General features: G+C 68.0%; 13 protein-coding genes. 6 read left to right on the forward strand and 7 right to left on the reverse strand.

Translation table 11 applies throughout. From position 1 onward, the window contains the following. The first annotated feature begins 17 nt into the window (after positions 1-17). Both trpE and ASD55_RS03315 read left to right on the forward strand, forming a co-directional pair. A complete protein-coding gene (gene trpE, locus ASD55_RS03310; protein ID WP_200946068.1) occupies positions 18-1,490 on the forward strand; it encodes an anthranilate synthase component I in 1,473 nt (490 codons plus the stop codon). Between the two features lie 41 nt (positions 1,491-1,531). Then, positions 1,532-2,236: an SIMPL domain-containing protein gene (locus ASD55_RS03315; RefSeq protein WP_056714161.1), complete on the forward strand. Its 705-nt coding sequence runs from the start codon at positions 1,532-1,534 to the stop codon at positions 2,234-2,236. A gap of 31 nt (positions 2,237-2,267) precedes the next feature. Here ASD55_RS03315 and ASD55_RS03320 read toward each other — a convergent pair whose 3' ends face one another. Next, the gene (locus ASD55_RS03320; RefSeq protein WP_056714164.1) at positions 2,268-2,579 is read right to left on the reverse strand and encodes a hypothetical protein; all 312 of its coding nucleotides are present in this window, start codon (positions 2,577-2,579) and stop codon (positions 2,268-2,270) included. 199 nt (positions 2,580-2,778) lie between these two features. Here ASD55_RS03320 and ASD55_RS03325 point away from each other — a divergent pair, with 199 nt between their 5' ends. The 4 genes from ASD55_RS03325 to ASD55_RS03340 all read left to right on the forward strand — a co-directional run bounded on the left by ASD55_RS03325 (position 2,779) and on the right by ASD55_RS03340 (position 9,435). Next, positions 2,779-4,335 (forward strand): efflux transporter outer membrane subunit, encoded by a 1,557-nt coding sequence (locus tag ASD55_RS03325; protein ID WP_235577709.1) that lies wholly within the window; start codon positions 2,779-2,781, stop codon positions 4,333-4,335. Then, positions 4,332-5,507 (forward strand): efflux RND transporter periplasmic adaptor subunit, encoded by a 1,176-nt coding sequence (locus ASD55_RS03330; RefSeq protein ID WP_056763715.1) that lies wholly within the window; start codon positions 4,332-4,334, stop codon positions 5,505-5,507. Before ASD55_RS03325 ends, ASD55_RS03330 begins: the two co-directional genes overlap by 4 nt. After that, a complete protein-coding gene (locus tag ASD55_RS03335; RefSeq protein ID WP_056763717.1) occupies positions 5,504-8,623 on the forward strand; it encodes a CusA/CzcA family heavy metal efflux RND transporter in 3,120 nt (1,039 codons plus the stop codon). The genes ASD55_RS03330 and ASD55_RS03335 overlap by 4 nt, the downstream gene beginning before the upstream one ends. 71 nt (positions 8,624-8,694) lie before the next feature. Then, positions 8,695-9,435 (forward strand): hypothetical protein, encoded by a 741-nt coding sequence (locus tag ASD55_RS03340; protein ID WP_056763718.1) that lies wholly within the window; start codon positions 8,695-8,697, stop codon positions 9,433-9,435. Here the strand turns inward: ASD55_RS03340 and ASD55_RS03345 are convergent. The 6 genes from ASD55_RS03345 to lysA form a co-directional block, all read right to left on the reverse strand. Next, on the reverse strand, positions 9,425-10,192 hold the full coding sequence (locus ASD55_RS03345) for an N-acetylmuramoyl-L-alanine amidase (RefSeq protein ID WP_056763720.1): 768 nt from the start codon (positions 10,190-10,192) through the stop codon (positions 9,425-9,427). The genes ASD55_RS03340 and ASD55_RS03345 overlap by 11 nt on opposite strands. Beyond that, positions 10,192-11,247, reverse strand: a complete 1,056-nt coding sequence (locus ASD55_RS03350) for a serine hydrolase domain-containing protein (RefSeq protein ID WP_056763721.1) — start codon at positions 11,245-11,247, stop codon at positions 10,192-10,194. Before ASD55_RS03350 ends, ASD55_RS03345 begins: the two co-directional genes overlap by 1 nt. Positions 11,248-11,278: 31 nt before the next feature. Continuing rightward, positions 11,279-11,965 (reverse strand): M15 family metallopeptidase, encoded by a 687-nt coding sequence (locus tag ASD55_RS03355; RefSeq protein WP_056763723.1) that lies wholly within the window; start codon positions 11,963-11,965, stop codon positions 11,279-11,281. Positions 11,966-12,180: 215 nt separating this feature from the next. Then, positions 12,181-13,707, reverse strand: a complete 1,527-nt coding sequence (locus tag ASD55_RS03360; RefSeq protein WP_255357460.1) for a serine hydrolase — start codon at positions 13,705-13,707, stop codon at positions 12,181-12,183. Between the two features lie 190 nt (positions 13,708-13,897). Next, complete coding sequence (locus ASD55_RS03365; protein ID WP_056763725.1) at positions 13,898-15,109, reverse strand: dipeptidase; 1,212 nt, start codon at positions 15,107-15,109, stop codon at positions 13,898-13,900. Beyond that, a complete protein-coding gene (gene lysA, locus ASD55_RS03370) occupies positions 15,106-16,407 on the reverse strand; it encodes a diaminopimelate decarboxylase (protein ID WP_056763726.1) in 1,302 nt (433 codons plus the stop codon). Before lysA ends, ASD55_RS03365 begins: the two co-directional genes overlap by 4 nt. Between the last annotated feature and the right edge of the window lie 76 nt (positions 16,408-16,483).

A 16,483-nucleotide genomic window follows, 5' to 3' on the forward strand; every position in this document is an offset into this window, starting at 1 on the left:
TGATCTCCCCAGACAAAATCAGCCGGGACGAATTCGACGCGCTGGTTGCCCAAGGCCACACGCGCATACCGCTGGTGCGCGAGGTGTTTTCCGACCTCGACACGCCGCTGTCGGTGTACCTGAAACTGGCCGATGGCCCGTACACCTTTTTGTTCGAATCGGTTGAGGGCGGCGCCACCTGGGGACGCTATTCGATCATCGGCCTGCCGGCGAAGCGGGTGTATCGCCTGCGCGGCCACGAGCTGGAGGTCGAGGATTCGGGCGAGGTCACCGAACGTCGCCACCTCGATGATCCGCTGGGCGAGATCGAGAAGCTACGCGCACAGTACGACGTGCCGCGGCTGCCGCAGCTGCCCGCGTTCTCGGGTGGCCTGGTCGGCTACTTCGGCTTCGAGACGATCGGCTACATCGAGCCACGGCTCGCCCAGTGGGATCGCGCCGACGAGCTGGGCACGCCCGACGTGCTGCTGATGCTGGCCGAGGAAGTGGCGGTATTCGACAACCTCAAGGGCCGGTTGTACCTGATCGTGCACGCCGATCCGTCGCAGCCGCAGGCGTACGCCGAGGCGCAGCGCCGGCTCGATGCGCTGGTCTACCGGCTGCGCCAGGGCGGCGCGTCGTATCCGCAGCTGACCCAGTCGGTCGCGCTGGACGAGGGCGATTTCAAATCCTCCTTCACGAAGGAGGAGTTCGAGGCGATGGTCGAGAAGGCCAAGGAATACATCCGCGCCGGCGACATCTTTCAGGTGGTGCCGTCGCAGCGGCTCAGCGTGGGTTTCAACGCGCGGCCGGTCGACGTGTACCGCGCGTTGCGCGCGCTGAACCCGTCGCCGTACATGTACTTCGTCGACCTGGGCGATACCCAGATCGTGGGTTCCTCGCCGGAAATCCTCGCCCGGCTGAAGGACGGCAAGGTGGTGGTGCGCCCGCTGGCCGGCACGCGCAAGCGCGGCGCCACCGAAGAGGAGGACCAGGCGCTGGAAGCCGAGCTGCTGGCCGATCCCAAGGAACGCGCCGAGCACGTGATGCTGATCGACCTGGGCCGCAACGACATCGGCCGGATCAGCGAGAACGGCACGGTCGAAGTCAGCGAATCGTTCGTGATCGAGCGCTACTCGCACGTGATGCACATCGTCTCGCAGGTGCAGGGCACGGCCAGGCCGAACCTCGGCTACATGGACGTGCTGAAAGCCACGTTCCCGGCCGGCACGCTGAGCGGCGCGCCGAAAATCCGCGCGCTGGAGATCATCCAGGAACTGGAACCGTACAAGCGCAACATCTATGCCGGCGCAATCGGCTGGATCGGCTGGTGGGGCGACGCCGACACCGCCATCGCGATCCGCACCGCGGTGATCCAGAACGGCCGGCTGCACGTGCAGGCGGGCGCCGGCATCGTCTACGACTCCGACCCCGCGGCGGAATGGGAAGAGACGATGAACAAGGGCCGCGCGCTGTTCCGCGCGGTGGCGCAGGCGGCGAAAGGGTTGTAAACGGACGTCCATATCAGGGGGAGGGGACAATGAAACGGTTGATGATCTCGCTGTTGCTGCTGCTGAGTCCGTGCGTGGCGCTGGCGCAGGCCAATGCGTTGCCGGCGGCGCCCCACCTGCTGGTGATGGGACATGCGCAGGGCCGCTATGTGCCGGACCGGTTTACCGTGAAGATCGATATCAGCGTCGTTGACAAGTCGCCGGCGGCAGCTCGCGCCAAGGTGGAGAACTATGCGAAGCAGGTGTTCTCCGCGCTGGACGAGTACCATGCAATGCCCGCACGCACCCAGGCCAGCACGCTCGCAGTCGGGGCCAAAAGCGAGTACCGGGACGATCGCCAGGTCTTCGTCGGTACGGAGGCCAACCGTGATGTCGAGGCCACCTTCGACAGTTCCGACAAACTGAAGGGGTTCCTCGACGCGATCGAGGCCAACGCCGAGTTGCAGATCCGCCGCGTCGATGTCTCGCGCAGCGACGAGGCCCAGCTCAAGTCCGGTTTGCGCAAACTGGCCATCCAGGATTCCCGGCAGTCTGCCCGGCAGATCGCCGCGTCATACGACTTGAAGATCAAGGGCGTCTACAGCGTTTCCGAAGTGGCACCCAACAGATCCTACGGAATAGGTTCGGGCTTCGCCGAAGGCGCTCCGCCCGCGCCGCCACCGCCGCCGCCACCCGATACGGCGCTTCGAATCGGAACGATCGAGCTTAGCCAGGATATCTATGCTGTTTACCTGACCGCGCCGTGACAAAGGCCTGGGGCGAAGCTCCGTTCACGGGCTAGCGCCAGAACCTCGATGCCCACAGCGCGACCGCGACCAGGGCCAGCACGAGTGCACAGGTTCTTTCCCGGCCGGTCTTCGCCAGCGTCATGATGGCGACCTGGCTGGCCACGATGACGCCCAGCAGGAGCAGCATGAACAGCGCGCCGTTGTCGGAGCCGGCATCGGGCGGCGCGCTGATCGAGGGGTCCACCTGTTGCATCCAGTCGTAGCGACGGACCGGTAGCGTCAGCAGCACCAGCGCTCCCCATGCGAACACCAGCCACGCGACGAGTCTGACCAGACGATGTGCCGTGCCCGCTGATTTCATTCCGGGAGTATGCCGCGGCGCTGGTTCGACTGCAGAGCACTGGCGGGTCCGTGCCGTGGCTTGTTGCGGCACGGGCTGCGGATTCAGCTGCCGCCAGACGGCTGGCCGACGCAATTTCTTGCAGGCTTTCGCCACGACTTGGTACGTTATATCGTTGCGGCCCGATCTTTCCGTGCAGACGCCTCCGCATGAACAAACCGTGGTTCGAGCGCTTGCCGGTGCCGTCGAAGTGACGGCTGCGATGCTCGGGCGGGTGCGTTCCCCGGGGCGGCTGCTTGTCGCGGCCGTCGCCGCGCTGGCGATCGGCGGTTGCGCGGTGGGGCCGGATTTTCATCGGCCGTCCGCGCCGGAGATGGCCAGCGTGGCTGCGGGTCCGATGCCCGCCAGCACGGCCAGCGCGAATGTGGCCGGCGGCCGGGCGCAACATTTCGTCGCCGGTGCGGACATTCCCGCGCAGTGGTGGACGCTGTTCCATTCCACCGCATTGAACGCGCTGGTCGAACAGGCGCTGGCGCACAACGCCGACCTCAAGGCGGCGCAGGCCGCGCTGGATGTGGCGCGCGAAACCACCCTGGCCGGACGCGGCGCCCGCTATCCCAGCGTCACCGCCGGCATGTCGGCCAGCCGCGAACAGGACCCGCCCGGCGCGCTGGCGCCGGTGCCCAGCAACAACGCGTTTCTGTACAACCTGTTCACCCCGCAGGTCAGCGTGTCGTATGTGCCGGACGTGTTCGGGCTCAACCGGCGCACGCAGGAGTCGCTGCAGGCGCAGCAGCAGGCGGTGCGTTTCCAGATGCTGGCCACGCGCATCACGCTGAGCACCAACGTGGTGGCTGCGGCCGTGCAGCAGGCGTCGTTGCGGGCGCAGGTCGCGGCGACGCGCGAGCTGGTCGGGATCAACGCCCACATGGTGCAGATCCTGCAGTACCAGCGGGACAAGGGTTATGCCGGCGGGCTCGAGCTGGCCGCGCAGCAAGCGCAGCTGGCGCAGGTCAAGGCGAGCCTGCCACCGCTGCTGACCCAGCTGGAGCAGCAGAACCACCTGCTGGCGGTGCTGGCCGGGCAGTTGCCGGAGCAGGCGTCGTCGCCGTCGTTCGATCTCGCCGCCCTGCAGTTGCCGCAGGCGTTGCCGCTGAGCCTGCCTTCGACGCTGGTGGCGCAACGTCCCGACGTGCGCCAGGCCGAAGCGAACATGCATGCGGCCAGCGCCCAGATCGGCGTGGCCATCGCCAACCGGCTGCCGAACATTTCGCTGAGCGCGAACGCGGGCAGCACAGCACTGGCGATCAACCAGCTGTTCAAGTCCGGCACCGGCTTCTGGAGCGTGGGCGCGGACCTGGCCGCGCCGATCTTCCAGGGTGGCAGCCTGCTGCATCAGGAACGGGCAGCGAAGGCTGCCTATGCGCAGGCCGCCGAGGAGTATCGGGGCACGGTACTGACCGCGTTCCAGAACGTGGCCGACGTGCTGTCAGCGTTGCAGCACGACGCCGAGGGCCTGCAAGCCGCGGCCGGCGCGGAGCAGGCCGCGAAGCTCACCCTAGACCTGTCGCGGCGCCAGTACCAGGCCGGCTACGCCGGCTATCTGTCGCTGCTTTCCGCGGAGCAGGGCTACCAGCAGGCGCGCATCGCGCTGGTGCAGGCACAGGCCAGTCGTTACGCCGACACCGCCGCGCTGTTCCAGGCGCTGGGTGGCGGCTGGTGGCATGCGGACGACGCTTCTTCGGATCAGCCAAGGCACAACCCGGGACATCGATGAAAAGCAGATCCTCTTCGTTGGCGCATCGCACGCCGCCCGTTCGCCTGGCCCGCCTGCTTGCGCTGGGCATGCTCATCGGCGTGGCAGGTTGTTCCTCGAAATCCGCCGCACCGCAGGCTGCGGCGGCCGACACGCCGAAGAACGTGACGATGACCGCGGCACAGCGCCAGCACATCCGTCTGCTCACGCTGGCGCCGGCGAGTTTCCATCGCACGGTCGACACCACCGGCGTGGTGGATTTCGACAACGACCAGGCCACCAGCGTGCTGGCGCCATTCTCCGGCCCGGTGGCGCGGCTGCTGGTCGCGCCGGGCGACAAGGTGCGCCAGGGCCAGCCGCTGGCGCTGGTGGATTCGCCGGACTTTTCCGCGGCGATCGGCAGCTATCGCAAGGCGCTGATCACGGCGCGGAACGCGCGGCGGCTGGCCGACGCCGACAAGGACCTGTTGCAACATGAAGGCGTGTCGCGGCGCGAAGCCGAGCAGGCGCAGATCGATGCGGCCAGCGCCGAGGCCGATCGCGATGCGGCGCTGCAGGCGCTGGTGGCGCTCGATGTCGATGCCGCCACGATCAAGGCGATCCAGGCCGGTCGCACGGTGACGCGGGTGCAGGGCGTCATCCGCGCGCCGATCGCCGGCACCGTGGTGGAGAAGCTGATCACTCCCGGGCAGCTGCTGCAGGCCGGCAGCACGCCGTGCTTCACCGTGGCCGACCTGTCGAAAGTGTGGGTGATGGCGCAACTGTCGGCGGCGGAACTGGCCGGGATCGGGGTCGGCGATCCCGCGCAGGTGGATGCCGGCACGCCGGGCGAGGAGTGGCCCGGCACGGTGGACAACATCGCCGCGGTGGTGAATCCCGATACCCGGGCGATCGCCGCGCGCATCGTGGTGCGCAATCCCGACCACGTGTTGCGCAAGCAGATGTACGTGCGCGTGCGCATCCAGTCGCGCCAGACCGGCGAAGGCCTGCGGGTTCCCGCCTCGGCGTTGCTGCGCGACGACGAGAACCTGCCGTTCGTCTACCTGCTGCAGCACGATGGCAGCTTCGCGCGCCGCCATGTCACCACGGGGACGCGCAGCGGCGACGGCTATCTGATCAGCGAGGGCCTGCGGGCCGGCGACCGCATCGTGGTCGACGGCGGCATCTTCGTGCAGTTCATGCAAAACCAATGAGCGAGCACCTGCCGCCCATGCCGCCGCGTGCGGCGTCGCTGATGAACCGGCTCGTCGGCGCCTCGCTGGCGCAGCGTTTCCTGGTGGCGCTGCTGGTGCTGGTGCTGGTCGGTGCGGGCGTGCATGCGCTGCACCGGCTGCCGGTGGATGCGTATCCCGACCTGTCGCCGCCCAGCGTGGAGATCGTCACCCAGTGGCCGGGCCACACCGCCGAGGAAGTGGAACGGCTGATCACGGTGCCGGCCGAGCAGGGCATGACCGGCATTCCGAGAACCGACAACGTCCGCTCGATTTCGCTGTACGGCCTGTCGGTGGTCACGCTCACCTTCGACAACGGCACCGACAATTATTTCGCGCGCCAGCAGGTGTTCAACCGGCTCGGCGATCTCGATCTGCCCGACGGGGTGAAGCCGTCGGTGTCGCCGCTGTCGTCGCCGTCGGGGCTGATCTACCGCTACGTGCTGCAAAGCTCCGACCGCTCGCCGATGGAGCTGAAGACCTTCGAGGACTGGGTGGTCGAGCCGCAGTACCGCGCCGTGGCCGGCGTGGCCGACGACTCCGGTTTCGGCGGAGGCAGCATGCAGTACCAGGTGCTGCTGGACCCGGCGAAGATCGCCGGCGTCGGGCTCACCGCGCAGCAGGTGCAGGCCGCGCTGGCCGCCAACAACGGCAACGCCGGCGGCGGCTTCTACGCGCAGGGCGGCCAGTTCTACTACGTGCGTGGCGTGGGCCGGTTGCAGACGCTGGAGGACATCGGCAACGTGGTGCTGGCCGTGCACGACGGTACTCCGGTGTTGGTGAAGGACGTCGGCCGCGTGGTGATCGGCGTCGCGCCGCGGCTGGGCCAGTTCGGCTTCGAGCAGCAGAACGACGCGGTCGAAGGCGTGATCTCGCTGCGCACCGGCGAGAAGACCCAGGACGTGCTGAAGCGGGTCGAGGCGAAGACGAAGGAACTCAACGAACAGATCCTGCCGAAGGACATCAGGGTCCATCCGTTCTACGACCGCAGCGATCTCGTCGCGGTGACCACCCAGGTAGTCAGGGACAACCTGCTGCGCGGCATGCTGCTGGTCGTGGTGGTGCTGATCTTCTTCCTGTACGACGTGCGCGCCGGGTTGATCGTGGCGGTGACCATCCCGCTGTCGCTGCTGGTCGCCTTCATCGGGCTGGACCTGCAGGGCGCCTCGGCCAACCTGCTGTCGATCGGCGCGATCGACTTCGGCATCCTGGTCGACGCGGCGGTGGTGATGGTGGAGAACATCCATCGCCAGCTCGCCGATCGCGAGGGCACGAAGTTCAACCTGATCGAGGTGATCCGCGACGCGGCGGCCGAAGTCGATCGCCCGCTGTTCTACGCGGTGGCGGTGATCGTGGTCAGCTTCCTGCCGATCTACGTGCTGTCCGGCCCGTCCGGCACGTTGTTCAAGCCGATGGCCGACACCATGGTGTTCGCGCTGGTCGGTTCGCTGGTGGTCACCCTGACCTTGTTGCCGGTGCTGTGCTCCTGGCTGATGCGCAAGGGCGTGCGCGAGCGGCGCAACCGCGCGTTCGAGGCGATCAGGTCGGTCTACATCCGGGGACTGGACTTCTGCCTGGCCCGGGTGTGGCTCACCACGATCGCTTCGGCCCTGCTGCTGGGGCTGTCGCTGCTGCTGATCCCGCGCATCGGCGCGGAGTTCATGCCGCACCTGGACGAGGGTGCGCTGTGGGTGCGCGCGACCATGCCGTACACCATCTCGTTCGACGAGTCGGCGAAGATTACCCCGCAGATCCGCGACATCCTGCGTTCGTTCCCCCAGGTCACCACGGTGGCCTCGGAGCTGGGCCGGCCCGACGACGGCACCGACTCCACCGGTTTCTTCAACGTCGAGTTCTACGTCGGGCTGAAACCGTATTCGCAGTGGACCGGAAAATACCGCAACAAGGCCGAGCTGACCGCGGCGATCAACCAGAAACTGCAGAGCTTCCCCGGCATCACCTTCAACTACACCCAGCCGGCCGAGGATGCGGTGGACGAGGCCGAGACCGGCCTGAAGAGCGCGCTGGCGGTGAAGGTGTTCGGCCCCGACCTGAACACGCTGCAGGCGAAGGGCAAGGCGATCAAGCGCGTGCTGGAACAGGTGCGTGGCATCCGTGACGTGACCCTGGTGCAGGAGCTCGGCCAGCCCAGCCTCAGCATCCGCATCAAGCGCGCGGCGATCGCCCGTTACGGCCTCAACGTGGACGACATCAACGGCCTGATCCAGACCGCCATCGGCGGCGACGTGGCGACCGAGGTGATCCAGGGCGAGAAGCAGTTCGACCTGGTGGTGCGGCTGGACCAGCAGTATCGCGACAACGCCGAGGCGATCGGCAACATCCTGGTGGCCACGCCCGGCGGCCAGCAGCTGCCGCTGAAGGAATTCGCCGATATCGCGGTGACCAACGGCGCCTCCTTCATCTACCGGCAGGACAACTCGCGTTACATCGGGGTGCAGTTCTCGGTGGAAGGCCGCGACCTGGCCGGCGCGGTGGAGGACGCGATCGCCCAGGTCAAGGCGAAAGTGAAACTGCAGCAGGGCTACCGGCTGGACTGGGGCGGCGAGTACAAGGAATACACCGCCTCGCGCGCACAACTGAACCTGATCGTGCCGCTCACCGTGGGGCTGATCTTCCTGCTGCTGTTCACCCTGTACAGCAACTTCAAGTTTCCGTTCATCACCGTGCTAGGCGTGGTGCTGTCCGCGCCGGCCGGCGGCATCATCGCGCTGTGGCTGACCGGCACGCCGTTCTCGGTGTCATCCGGCATCGGCTTCCTCGCGCTGTTCGGTGTCTCGGTGCAGACCGCTGTGGTGTACATCTCCTACGTCAACCAGCTGCGCCGCAACGGTGTCGAGGTGGCCGAGGCGATCCGCGAAGGCGCGATCCTGCGCCTGCGCCCGATCATGATGACGGCGCTGGTGGCGGCGCTGGGCCTGTTGCCGGCAGCGCTGGCCACCGGCGTGGGCACCGACACGCAGCGGCCGTTCGCCCTGGTCATCGTCAGCGGCCTGTTCACCCGCCTGCTGATCAGCGTGTTCCTGATGCCGGCGCTGTACTCGCTGGTGGCGCGGCCGGGCGACCGGCTGGAAGTGTGAGGCCACTTCCGGCAGGCTCGGGCTTTCCCCGGGACTCGCGCGTCGCTGCCCGTGCGGCAGGCGCGCGACAGATGACCATGACTCGATCGCTGCTGCGTGCCACCCCGGTTGCCGTGTTCTTGCTGCTGGCCTGCAGCGCCGCCATCGCGCGCGAACCGGTTGCCGGTGGCTGGCGTGATACGCGGCAGGGGCGGATGCAGGCGCAGCGAATGCTGCAAACCCTCAATGCCGACCTGCTCGGCCATGACAGCGCCACGCTGACGCTCGAACGCTGGTGCGCCGCGCATCGGATGGCGTCGCCGGCGCGCGTGGTGGCGCATCGGGTGCGCGGCGTGGACAAGCCGCTGCCGCCCGAGCTGCGCGCGCAACTGATGGCGGGAGCCGACCAGCGGGTGAAATACCGGCGGGTGCAACTGGCCTGCGGCGACCATGTGCTGTCGGAGGCGGACAACTGGTATCTGCCCGATCGCCTCACCGCGGCGATGAATCACCAGCTCGACACCAGCGACGTGCCATTCGGCAAGGTGGTGCGGCCGCTGCATTTCCGGCGGAAAACACTGAGCGCACGGGTGCTGTGGTCGGTGTCCGCGGCAGCCGGCACGCAGGCGATTCCCCACGCGATCCTGCAGCATCGCGCGCTGTTGTATGACGCAGGCAACCGGCCGTTCAGCGCCCTGATCGAGACCTATACCGACCAGGTGCTGGCGTTTCCGCCGCGGGCTGCCACGCCGGAGGTGACGCCGCGCTTCGAGGGCGCGGCGTCCGATCTCCAGCGGATCGCCGAGCCGTCCACGGAAACGTTCAGTCGGTAAGCGGTGTGCCGCGTTCGACGATCTGCGCCAGGTTGTAGAGGATGCGCAGATCCTGGGCGTCCAGCGCGTCGCCGCCGATGCCGCGGTAGTGGTTGTGGAACGCGCGCACCGCCGCGGCGCGATCCTCCAGCGGGTAGCCGACCAGGCCCAGTGCCATCCACGGATCGAAGCCCGCGGGCGGATCGATCAGTTCGCCCTGCGGCCACAAGCCGAAGCCGGCGGCAGCCAGTTGCGACCAGGGGAACAGCGGGCCGGGATCGTCCTTGCGCGTGGGCGCGAAATCCTGATGGCCGATGATCTGCGTGCGCGGAATGTGCAGGCGCGTGGTGAGGTCGGTGAGCAGGCGCAACAGGCTGTCGATCTGCGCCTGGGCGAACGGCGAATGGCCGTCGTTGTCCAGCTCGATGCCGATCGAGGCGGAGTTGATGTCGGTGATCGTGCCCCAGTGGCCGCCGCCGCCGTGCCAGGCGCGCAACTGGTCGGACACCAGCTGGTAGATGTGGCCGTCGCTGCCCACCAGGTAGTGCGAGCTCACCGGGCCGCCGCTGTTCTTCGTGCGCAGCGTGTCCAGGCTTTCCTGCGCCGAGTGCTGATTGGTGAAGTGCACCACGATCAGCACCGGCCGGCGGATGTCGTGGTTGGGCGAGGGTACCCAGGTCGCCAGCGGGTTGCGCGGCGGCGCGTGGGCGCAGGCGGCGAGCAGGGCGACCAGCGCCAGGACGGCGACGCTGCGCGACAAACGGATCGGACGGGACATCACGGTTCCTGCAGGTAAGGCTGCGCGATCGCCAGCGCGGTGCGGTACGGCTCCGGCTCGTTGCGGTTGCTGAGCAGGATCACGGTAAGGTGCTGCTTCGGCCAGCGCACGATCACGTTGCGGAAGCCGATGCTCTCGCCGGAGTGCCACAGCGTGTCGCCGGTGATGCGCCAGCCGTAGCCGTAGCTGGCCTCGTACGGCTCGCCGGTGACCTTCACGTGCGGGCTGAAGGCGAGCTGGCGCGAGGCGTCGCTGAGCAGGCGGTTGTCGTACAGCGCGGCGTCCCACTTCGCCATGTCCTCGACCGAGGAATAGATGCCGCCGTCGCCGCGGGTGGCGCTGGTGACGCTCTGGTCGGTGCGCGTCCACTGGCCGTGCTCTTCGCTGTAGCCGTAGGCGCGGTTTTCCACTTCGGGGCCGCCGCGCATGTACATCAGGGTGTGGTCCATGTGCAGCGGCTGGAAGATGTGCTGCCGGAGATACAGCGGCAGGCTGATGCCGGAGGCACGCTCCACCACCAGGCCCAGCAGCACATAGCCCGAGTTGCTGTAGCGGTAGGTCGTGCCCGGCGCGAAGTAGGTTTTCGGCGTGGCCGACAGCATCCGCAGCACGTCGTTGTCGCTGACCTGGTCGGTGGTGCCGGGCGGGATCAGGTCCTCGTAGTCGACCAGGCCGCCGGTGTGCGTGAGCAACTGGCGCAGGGTGACGGCGGAGTCCGTCTCCGGCAGCGTGGGCAGCCAGTGGCGCACCGGGTCGTCGAGGTGGAGCCGGCCGCTTTCGGCCAGCAGCAGGATCGCCGCCGCGGTGAACTGCTTGCTCACCGAGGCGAGTCGATAATTGGTGTCCGGCGTGGTCTCGTCGTCGTCCTCGAGATTGGCCAGGCCGTAGCTGCGGCTGACGATGGGCTTGCCGTCCTTGAGCACCAGCAGCGAGGCGCCGGGCACGTCGCCGGCATAGCGCGCCATCAGCGCATCGGTGGGATCGACCGGCTTGGTCGCGGAGGCACAGCCGCCGAGCAGGACGGCAACGGCGAGGCTGGCAAGTGGTTTGTACATGGCATGTCGCCTTTGCGCTGCGGGTTTCGGGTCATTGCACCGGCACGTCGTAGAGCGTGTGCGGCGTCGGCTCCGGGTCGAGGGTGTAATGCCACCACTCCATCGGATAGTTGCGGAAGCCCTCGCGCTCCATCGCGTCGCGCAGCAGCAGGCGGTTCGCGTGTTGCTGCGGCATGACGTCGGGCGTGTCGGTGTGCGCGCGCACGTCGAAGAAATCGAAATCCGTGCCCATGTCCAGCGGCTCGCAGCGGCTGCCGTCGGCGGCGCACCGTTGCATGGTCAGGTCGATGGTGGCGCCGCGGCTGTGGCCCGAGCTTTCCGCGATGTAGCCGTGCAGGAGTTCGGACTTGTCCAGGCGCGGGTAGTGCTGCGGCTTGGTGCGCTGGTCGGAAAGATCGTGGGCCCAACGCACGAAATGCGCCACCGCGCGGGCGGGGCGGTAGCAGTCCCAGATCTTCAGGCGCTGGTGGCGCGTGCGCAGGTCACGCTCGACCCGCGCCAGCGCCTCGGCGACCGGACGCAGCAGCAGGCAGGCCGGTGCGCGATAGCCGTCCGCCGGCGTGCCCATGAAATTGTCGCTGCCGGCGTACTTGATGTCCTCGGCCATGTCGGGCACCAGCGTGCGGATGTCGACCAAGTTCGCTTCGGCGGCGGTTTTCGCGGGTGACAGGGCGGGTTTGTCCTGGGCGTGGAGGCTGCCGATGCAGAGGCAGAGCATCAAGGCCAAGACAACCTTCCTTCCCCCGCTTGCGGGGGAAGGTGCCCGGAGGGCGGATGGGGGCACACGCCGACCCAAAGCCCCCCATCCGCTTTGCGTGCCGCTCCTGCGGCACGCCCTTCGGGCCGGCTTCGCCGTCCGCTTCGGCATCCTGCCTTCGCAGTTGGCACCTTCCCCCGCCAGCGGGGGCAGGGGTTTTGCGAGGGGCGGGTTCTTCATGGGCAGTCTCCCGTGCGCTGGAAGTCGAGGTCTTCGTAGTCGGAGCTGAAGTCGCCCTGCGGATCGAGCTTGGCCATGCGCAAGCTGACCGGCGTGCCTGCGGAAGCGGCATGGAAATCGAGCCATGCATCGAGTTCGCCGCCATCCCAGTGCACCAGGTAACGCTCGCCCAGGCGCATCACGGTGCCGGTCAGCGAAGGCGATTTGGCGGCGGCGAAGCGGACCTTGCCGTCGCGCGGGCACAGCGAGACGTCGCCGAACCACGGGTCGCGATAGGCGCCGGCCCACGAGGCGAGTTCGGCCGTGGTGGCCGGGCGTTGTGCCGAGGTGTCCGGCGCCGTGGCGTCGGCGGGGCGTTGCGCGGCCCGCCGCTCCAGCGCGTCGGCGTACCAGTTCACGTCCCGCGGTTCGGCGGGCGCGGTGAAGTGCTTGGTCAGCATTTCGCCGAGCACGGTGCGTGCATCGTCCGCCTCGCCGTTGATCATGAACACGAAACCGCTGTTGCGATCCGGCAGCAGGGCCAGCATCGAGTACATGCCGTTCAGGGTGCCGGTGTGCCAGACCAGCCACTGGCCGTCCACGTCGGTCATGCGCCAGCCGTAGCCGTAGGCCATCACGTGCGAGTTGTCCCAGGCGCGGCGTTGCGCGGAGACCGGGATCAGCATGTGCGGCGCCTGCAGCACCTCACGTTGCACCGGCGACAGCCACTGCAACTGTGCGTGGGTCGGCACCAGCCAGTTGCGCGCCCAGCTCAGCATGTCGGTGAGGTCGCAGCGGATGCCACCGGCCGGCGCGGAGGTGATCGCCGGGATCGCGGCGGCTTCCGGGATCGGCACGTTGCGATCGCCGTCGCGGCGATGCGGCGTGGCCACGTCGCCCACCGCGTCGCGGTTCCACGCGCCGACCTGGCAACGGTCCAGGTGCAGCGGCGCGAACACTTCGCGATGCATCAGCGTTTCGTACGACTCGCCGCCCGCGGCGGCGGCCACTTCGCCGGCCACCACGTAGAGCAGGTTGTCGTACTGGTATTGCGAACGAAAGCTGTAGCCGGGCTTGATGAAGGCCAGGCCGTGGATGATGTCGGCGCGGGTGAACGCGTTCGGCTCCGGCCACAGCATCAGGTCGCCGCCGCCCTCGGGCAGGCCGCTGGAGTGGGTGAGCAGGTCGGCCACGCGCATGTTCGCGGTGACCCACGGATCGTGCATGCGGAATTCCGGCAGGTATTTCGTCACCGGATCGTCCCAGCGAAGCTTGCCCTGGTCGACCAGGCGGCCGAGCAGGGCGGTGGTCATCGCCTTGCTGTTGGAGGCGATCTTGAACAGCGTTTGAGGGGTGATCTTCTGGCCGGAGCCGGCGACGGTTTCGCCGGCAGTGCGGGTGTAGACGACCTTGCCGTTCTCGATCACGCCCACGGCGATGCCGGGCAGGTGGTAGCGGGCGATGGTGGCGTCGACGATCCTGTCGTAGGCGGGGTTGGCGGTTTGGGCGATGGCGCTGGAACTGGCGAGCAGGAGCGTAAGCACAAGAGCACCCCACCCCAGCCCTCCCCTGCTGCGCAGGGGAGGGAGCAGGTGCTCTTGGCTCCTCCCCCTGCTTGCAGGGGGAAGGTTGGCGACCGAAGGGAGTCCTTCAGGTGAGGGGGTTGCTCCGGCGTGCGGAAGAGCACCCCACCCCAGCCCTCCCCTGCTGCGCAGGGGAGGGAGCAGAGCTTGATCAGTGCTGTGCATGGCGCTCGACCTCGCCCCACACGCGCAACAGGTTGCCGCCCCACAGCTTGGCGATGTCCGCGTCGCTGAAGCCGGCCTTGCGCAGCGCGGCGGTGACGTTGCGGGTTTCGCTGGCGTCTTTCCAACCGGTGATGCCGCCACCGCCGTCGAAGTCGGAGGAAATGCCGACGTGGTCGATGCCGGCTACCTTCACCATGTGGCGGATCTGCTTCACGTAATCGTCCAGCGTGGCCAGCGGGTATTTCTTCTGGATCTCGGCCATGCCCGCTTCCATCTCGGGGCGGTAGTCGTCGCTGTCGCTGTCGTATGCCTTTTCGCCGGCCTGCTTGGCAATGGCGTCCTGCAGTTTCTTTTCCGCGGCCTCGCGGCCCGGATCCTTCTTGAGGAATTCCTTGTAGGCCACGGCGTCGATCACGCCGCCTTTGGCGGCGATCGCCCGCAGCAGGTCGTCGGGCAGGTTGCGCGGATGGTCGAGCACGGCGCGGGCGCCGGAGTGGGTGGCGATGATCGGCGTGGCGGAGGCCTTCAGCGCGTCGCGCACGCAGTTGTCCGAGGCGTGCGAGATGTCGACCATCATGCCGAGCTGGTTGGCGCGCTTCACCACGGCGCGGCCGAAGTCGCTCATGCCATGGTCACCGGCGCTGTTCATCGCCGGCTCGCCGTGTTCGGTGTCGGGCAGCGAGCTGGAGCACAGGTCGTTGTTGCCGACGTGGACCAGGCCGACCGAGCGCGCGCCACGATCGAAGGCGGCGTCGAGGCGGCGGATGTCGTGGCCGAGCGAGTAGGCGTTCTCGATCTCGATGGTGGCCGAGAGCAGGCCGGCCTTGCGATTGGCCATCAGCTGTTCGGGCGTGGTGGCCAGGCGAATGCGGTCGGGATACATCATCAGCATGCGGCCGATGCCGTCGTACTTCTGGCTGGCTTGCTGCACCGCCTTGGCGTAGCCCGCGGCGTCGAGCTGGTGTTGCGGCACCCAGATCACGAAGAACGCCGCGTTGAGGCCGCCGCGTTCCATCTTGCCCAGGTCGACCAGCAGGCGGGTGTCCTTGCCCACATCGAAACGCGGCTCGCCCATGTAGTTGAACGGAATGTCGACGTGGCTGTCGATGGTGACCGGCGGGTCCTGCGCCGGCTGCGCCGATACGGCGGTGCTGGTGGCCAGTGCGGCGAGCAGGGCAAGGCGGAGGATGGTGTTCATGCTGTCTCCCATTGGCGGGCCGGCTGCTCGCCGGCAATCATTTCCTCGAAGTGCTGGCGGCGCCGCACGATGGCGTAGCGGCCGTTCTGCAGCATCACCTCGGCGGCCAGCGGTCGCGAGTTGTAGGTGGATGCCATCGATGCACCGTACGCGCCGGTGGCCCTGATCAGCAACAGGTCGCCTGCTTCGCAGCGGGGCAACTCGCGGCCGCGGGCGAAGGTGTCGCCGGTTTCGCAGACCGGGCCGACGATGTCATAGGTGGTGACGGGACGGCCCTCGTCGATGACCGGGACGATGTCGTGCCAGGCGTCGTACAGGCTGGGGCGCTGCAGGTCGTTCATCGCCGCGTCCAGCACCAGGAACTGGCGCTGCTCGCCCGGCTTGACCCGGATCACCCGGGTCAGCAGCACGCCGGCTTCGGCCACCAGGTAGCGGCCGGGCTCCAGCAGCAGGCGACCGTGGTAGCCGGCCAGCGCGGCGCGGATCACGGCCACGTAGTCGGCGGCGGCCACCGGCTGATCCACGCCGGCGCGGTAGCACACGCCGAGTCCGCCACCGACGTCGATGCTGCGGATCGGGTGGCCGGCCTGTTCGAGCTCGCGCCAGAACGCGGCGACGCGCCGCAGCGCGAGCCGGAACGGTTCGACGCTGAGGATCTGCGAGCCGATGTGCACGTGCAGGCCATCGAGTTGCACGTGGCTCAGCGACTTGCGCTCGGCGAACCAGCGGCGCGCCTCGTCGATGCTGACGCCGAACTTGTTCTCCGACTTGCCGGTGGAAATCTTCGCGTGGGTCTGTGCATCCACGTCGGGGTTGATGCGCACGGCGGCGCGCGCCACCACGTCCTGGGCCCGGGCCACGCGTTGCAGGGTGAGCAGTTCGTCGTGCGATTCCACGTTGAAGCGCTGGATGCCGACGTTCAGCGCGCCGGCGATCTCGTCGGCGTTCTTGCCGACGCCGGAGAACACGATGCGTTCGGCGGGAATGCCCGCATGCAGCGCGCGGCGCAGTTCACCCACCGAGACGATGTCGGCGCCCACGCCGGCATTCGCCATCAGTTGCAGGATGGCCAGGTTCGAATTGGCCTTCACCGCGTAGCAGATCAGTGCGTCCAGCCCGTGCAGGGCGGCGTGCAGTTCATCGATGCGCTGGCGGATCGCGCTGGCCGAGTAGGCGTGCAGCGGCGTGCCCATGCGTTCAGCCAGCCGTGGCAGGTCGACGCCATCGAACAGGCGGGACTCGTCGGCGGTTTCGGAGATCGGCGCGGGCGATGCGGGACGGCTGGTTTGCGGAAGCATGGCAGGTACGCCGTCTTTCGGAAAAGGAGGGTTTCAAAAAAGTGCGGCCCGCCAGCTGGCGGGCCGCGATCGGGGA

Source organism: Rhodanobacter sp. Root561, assembly GCF_001427365.1.
In the GTDB taxonomy this organism is placed as follows: domain Bacteria; phylum Pseudomonadota; class Gammaproteobacteria; order Xanthomonadales; family Rhodanobacteraceae; genus Rhodanobacter.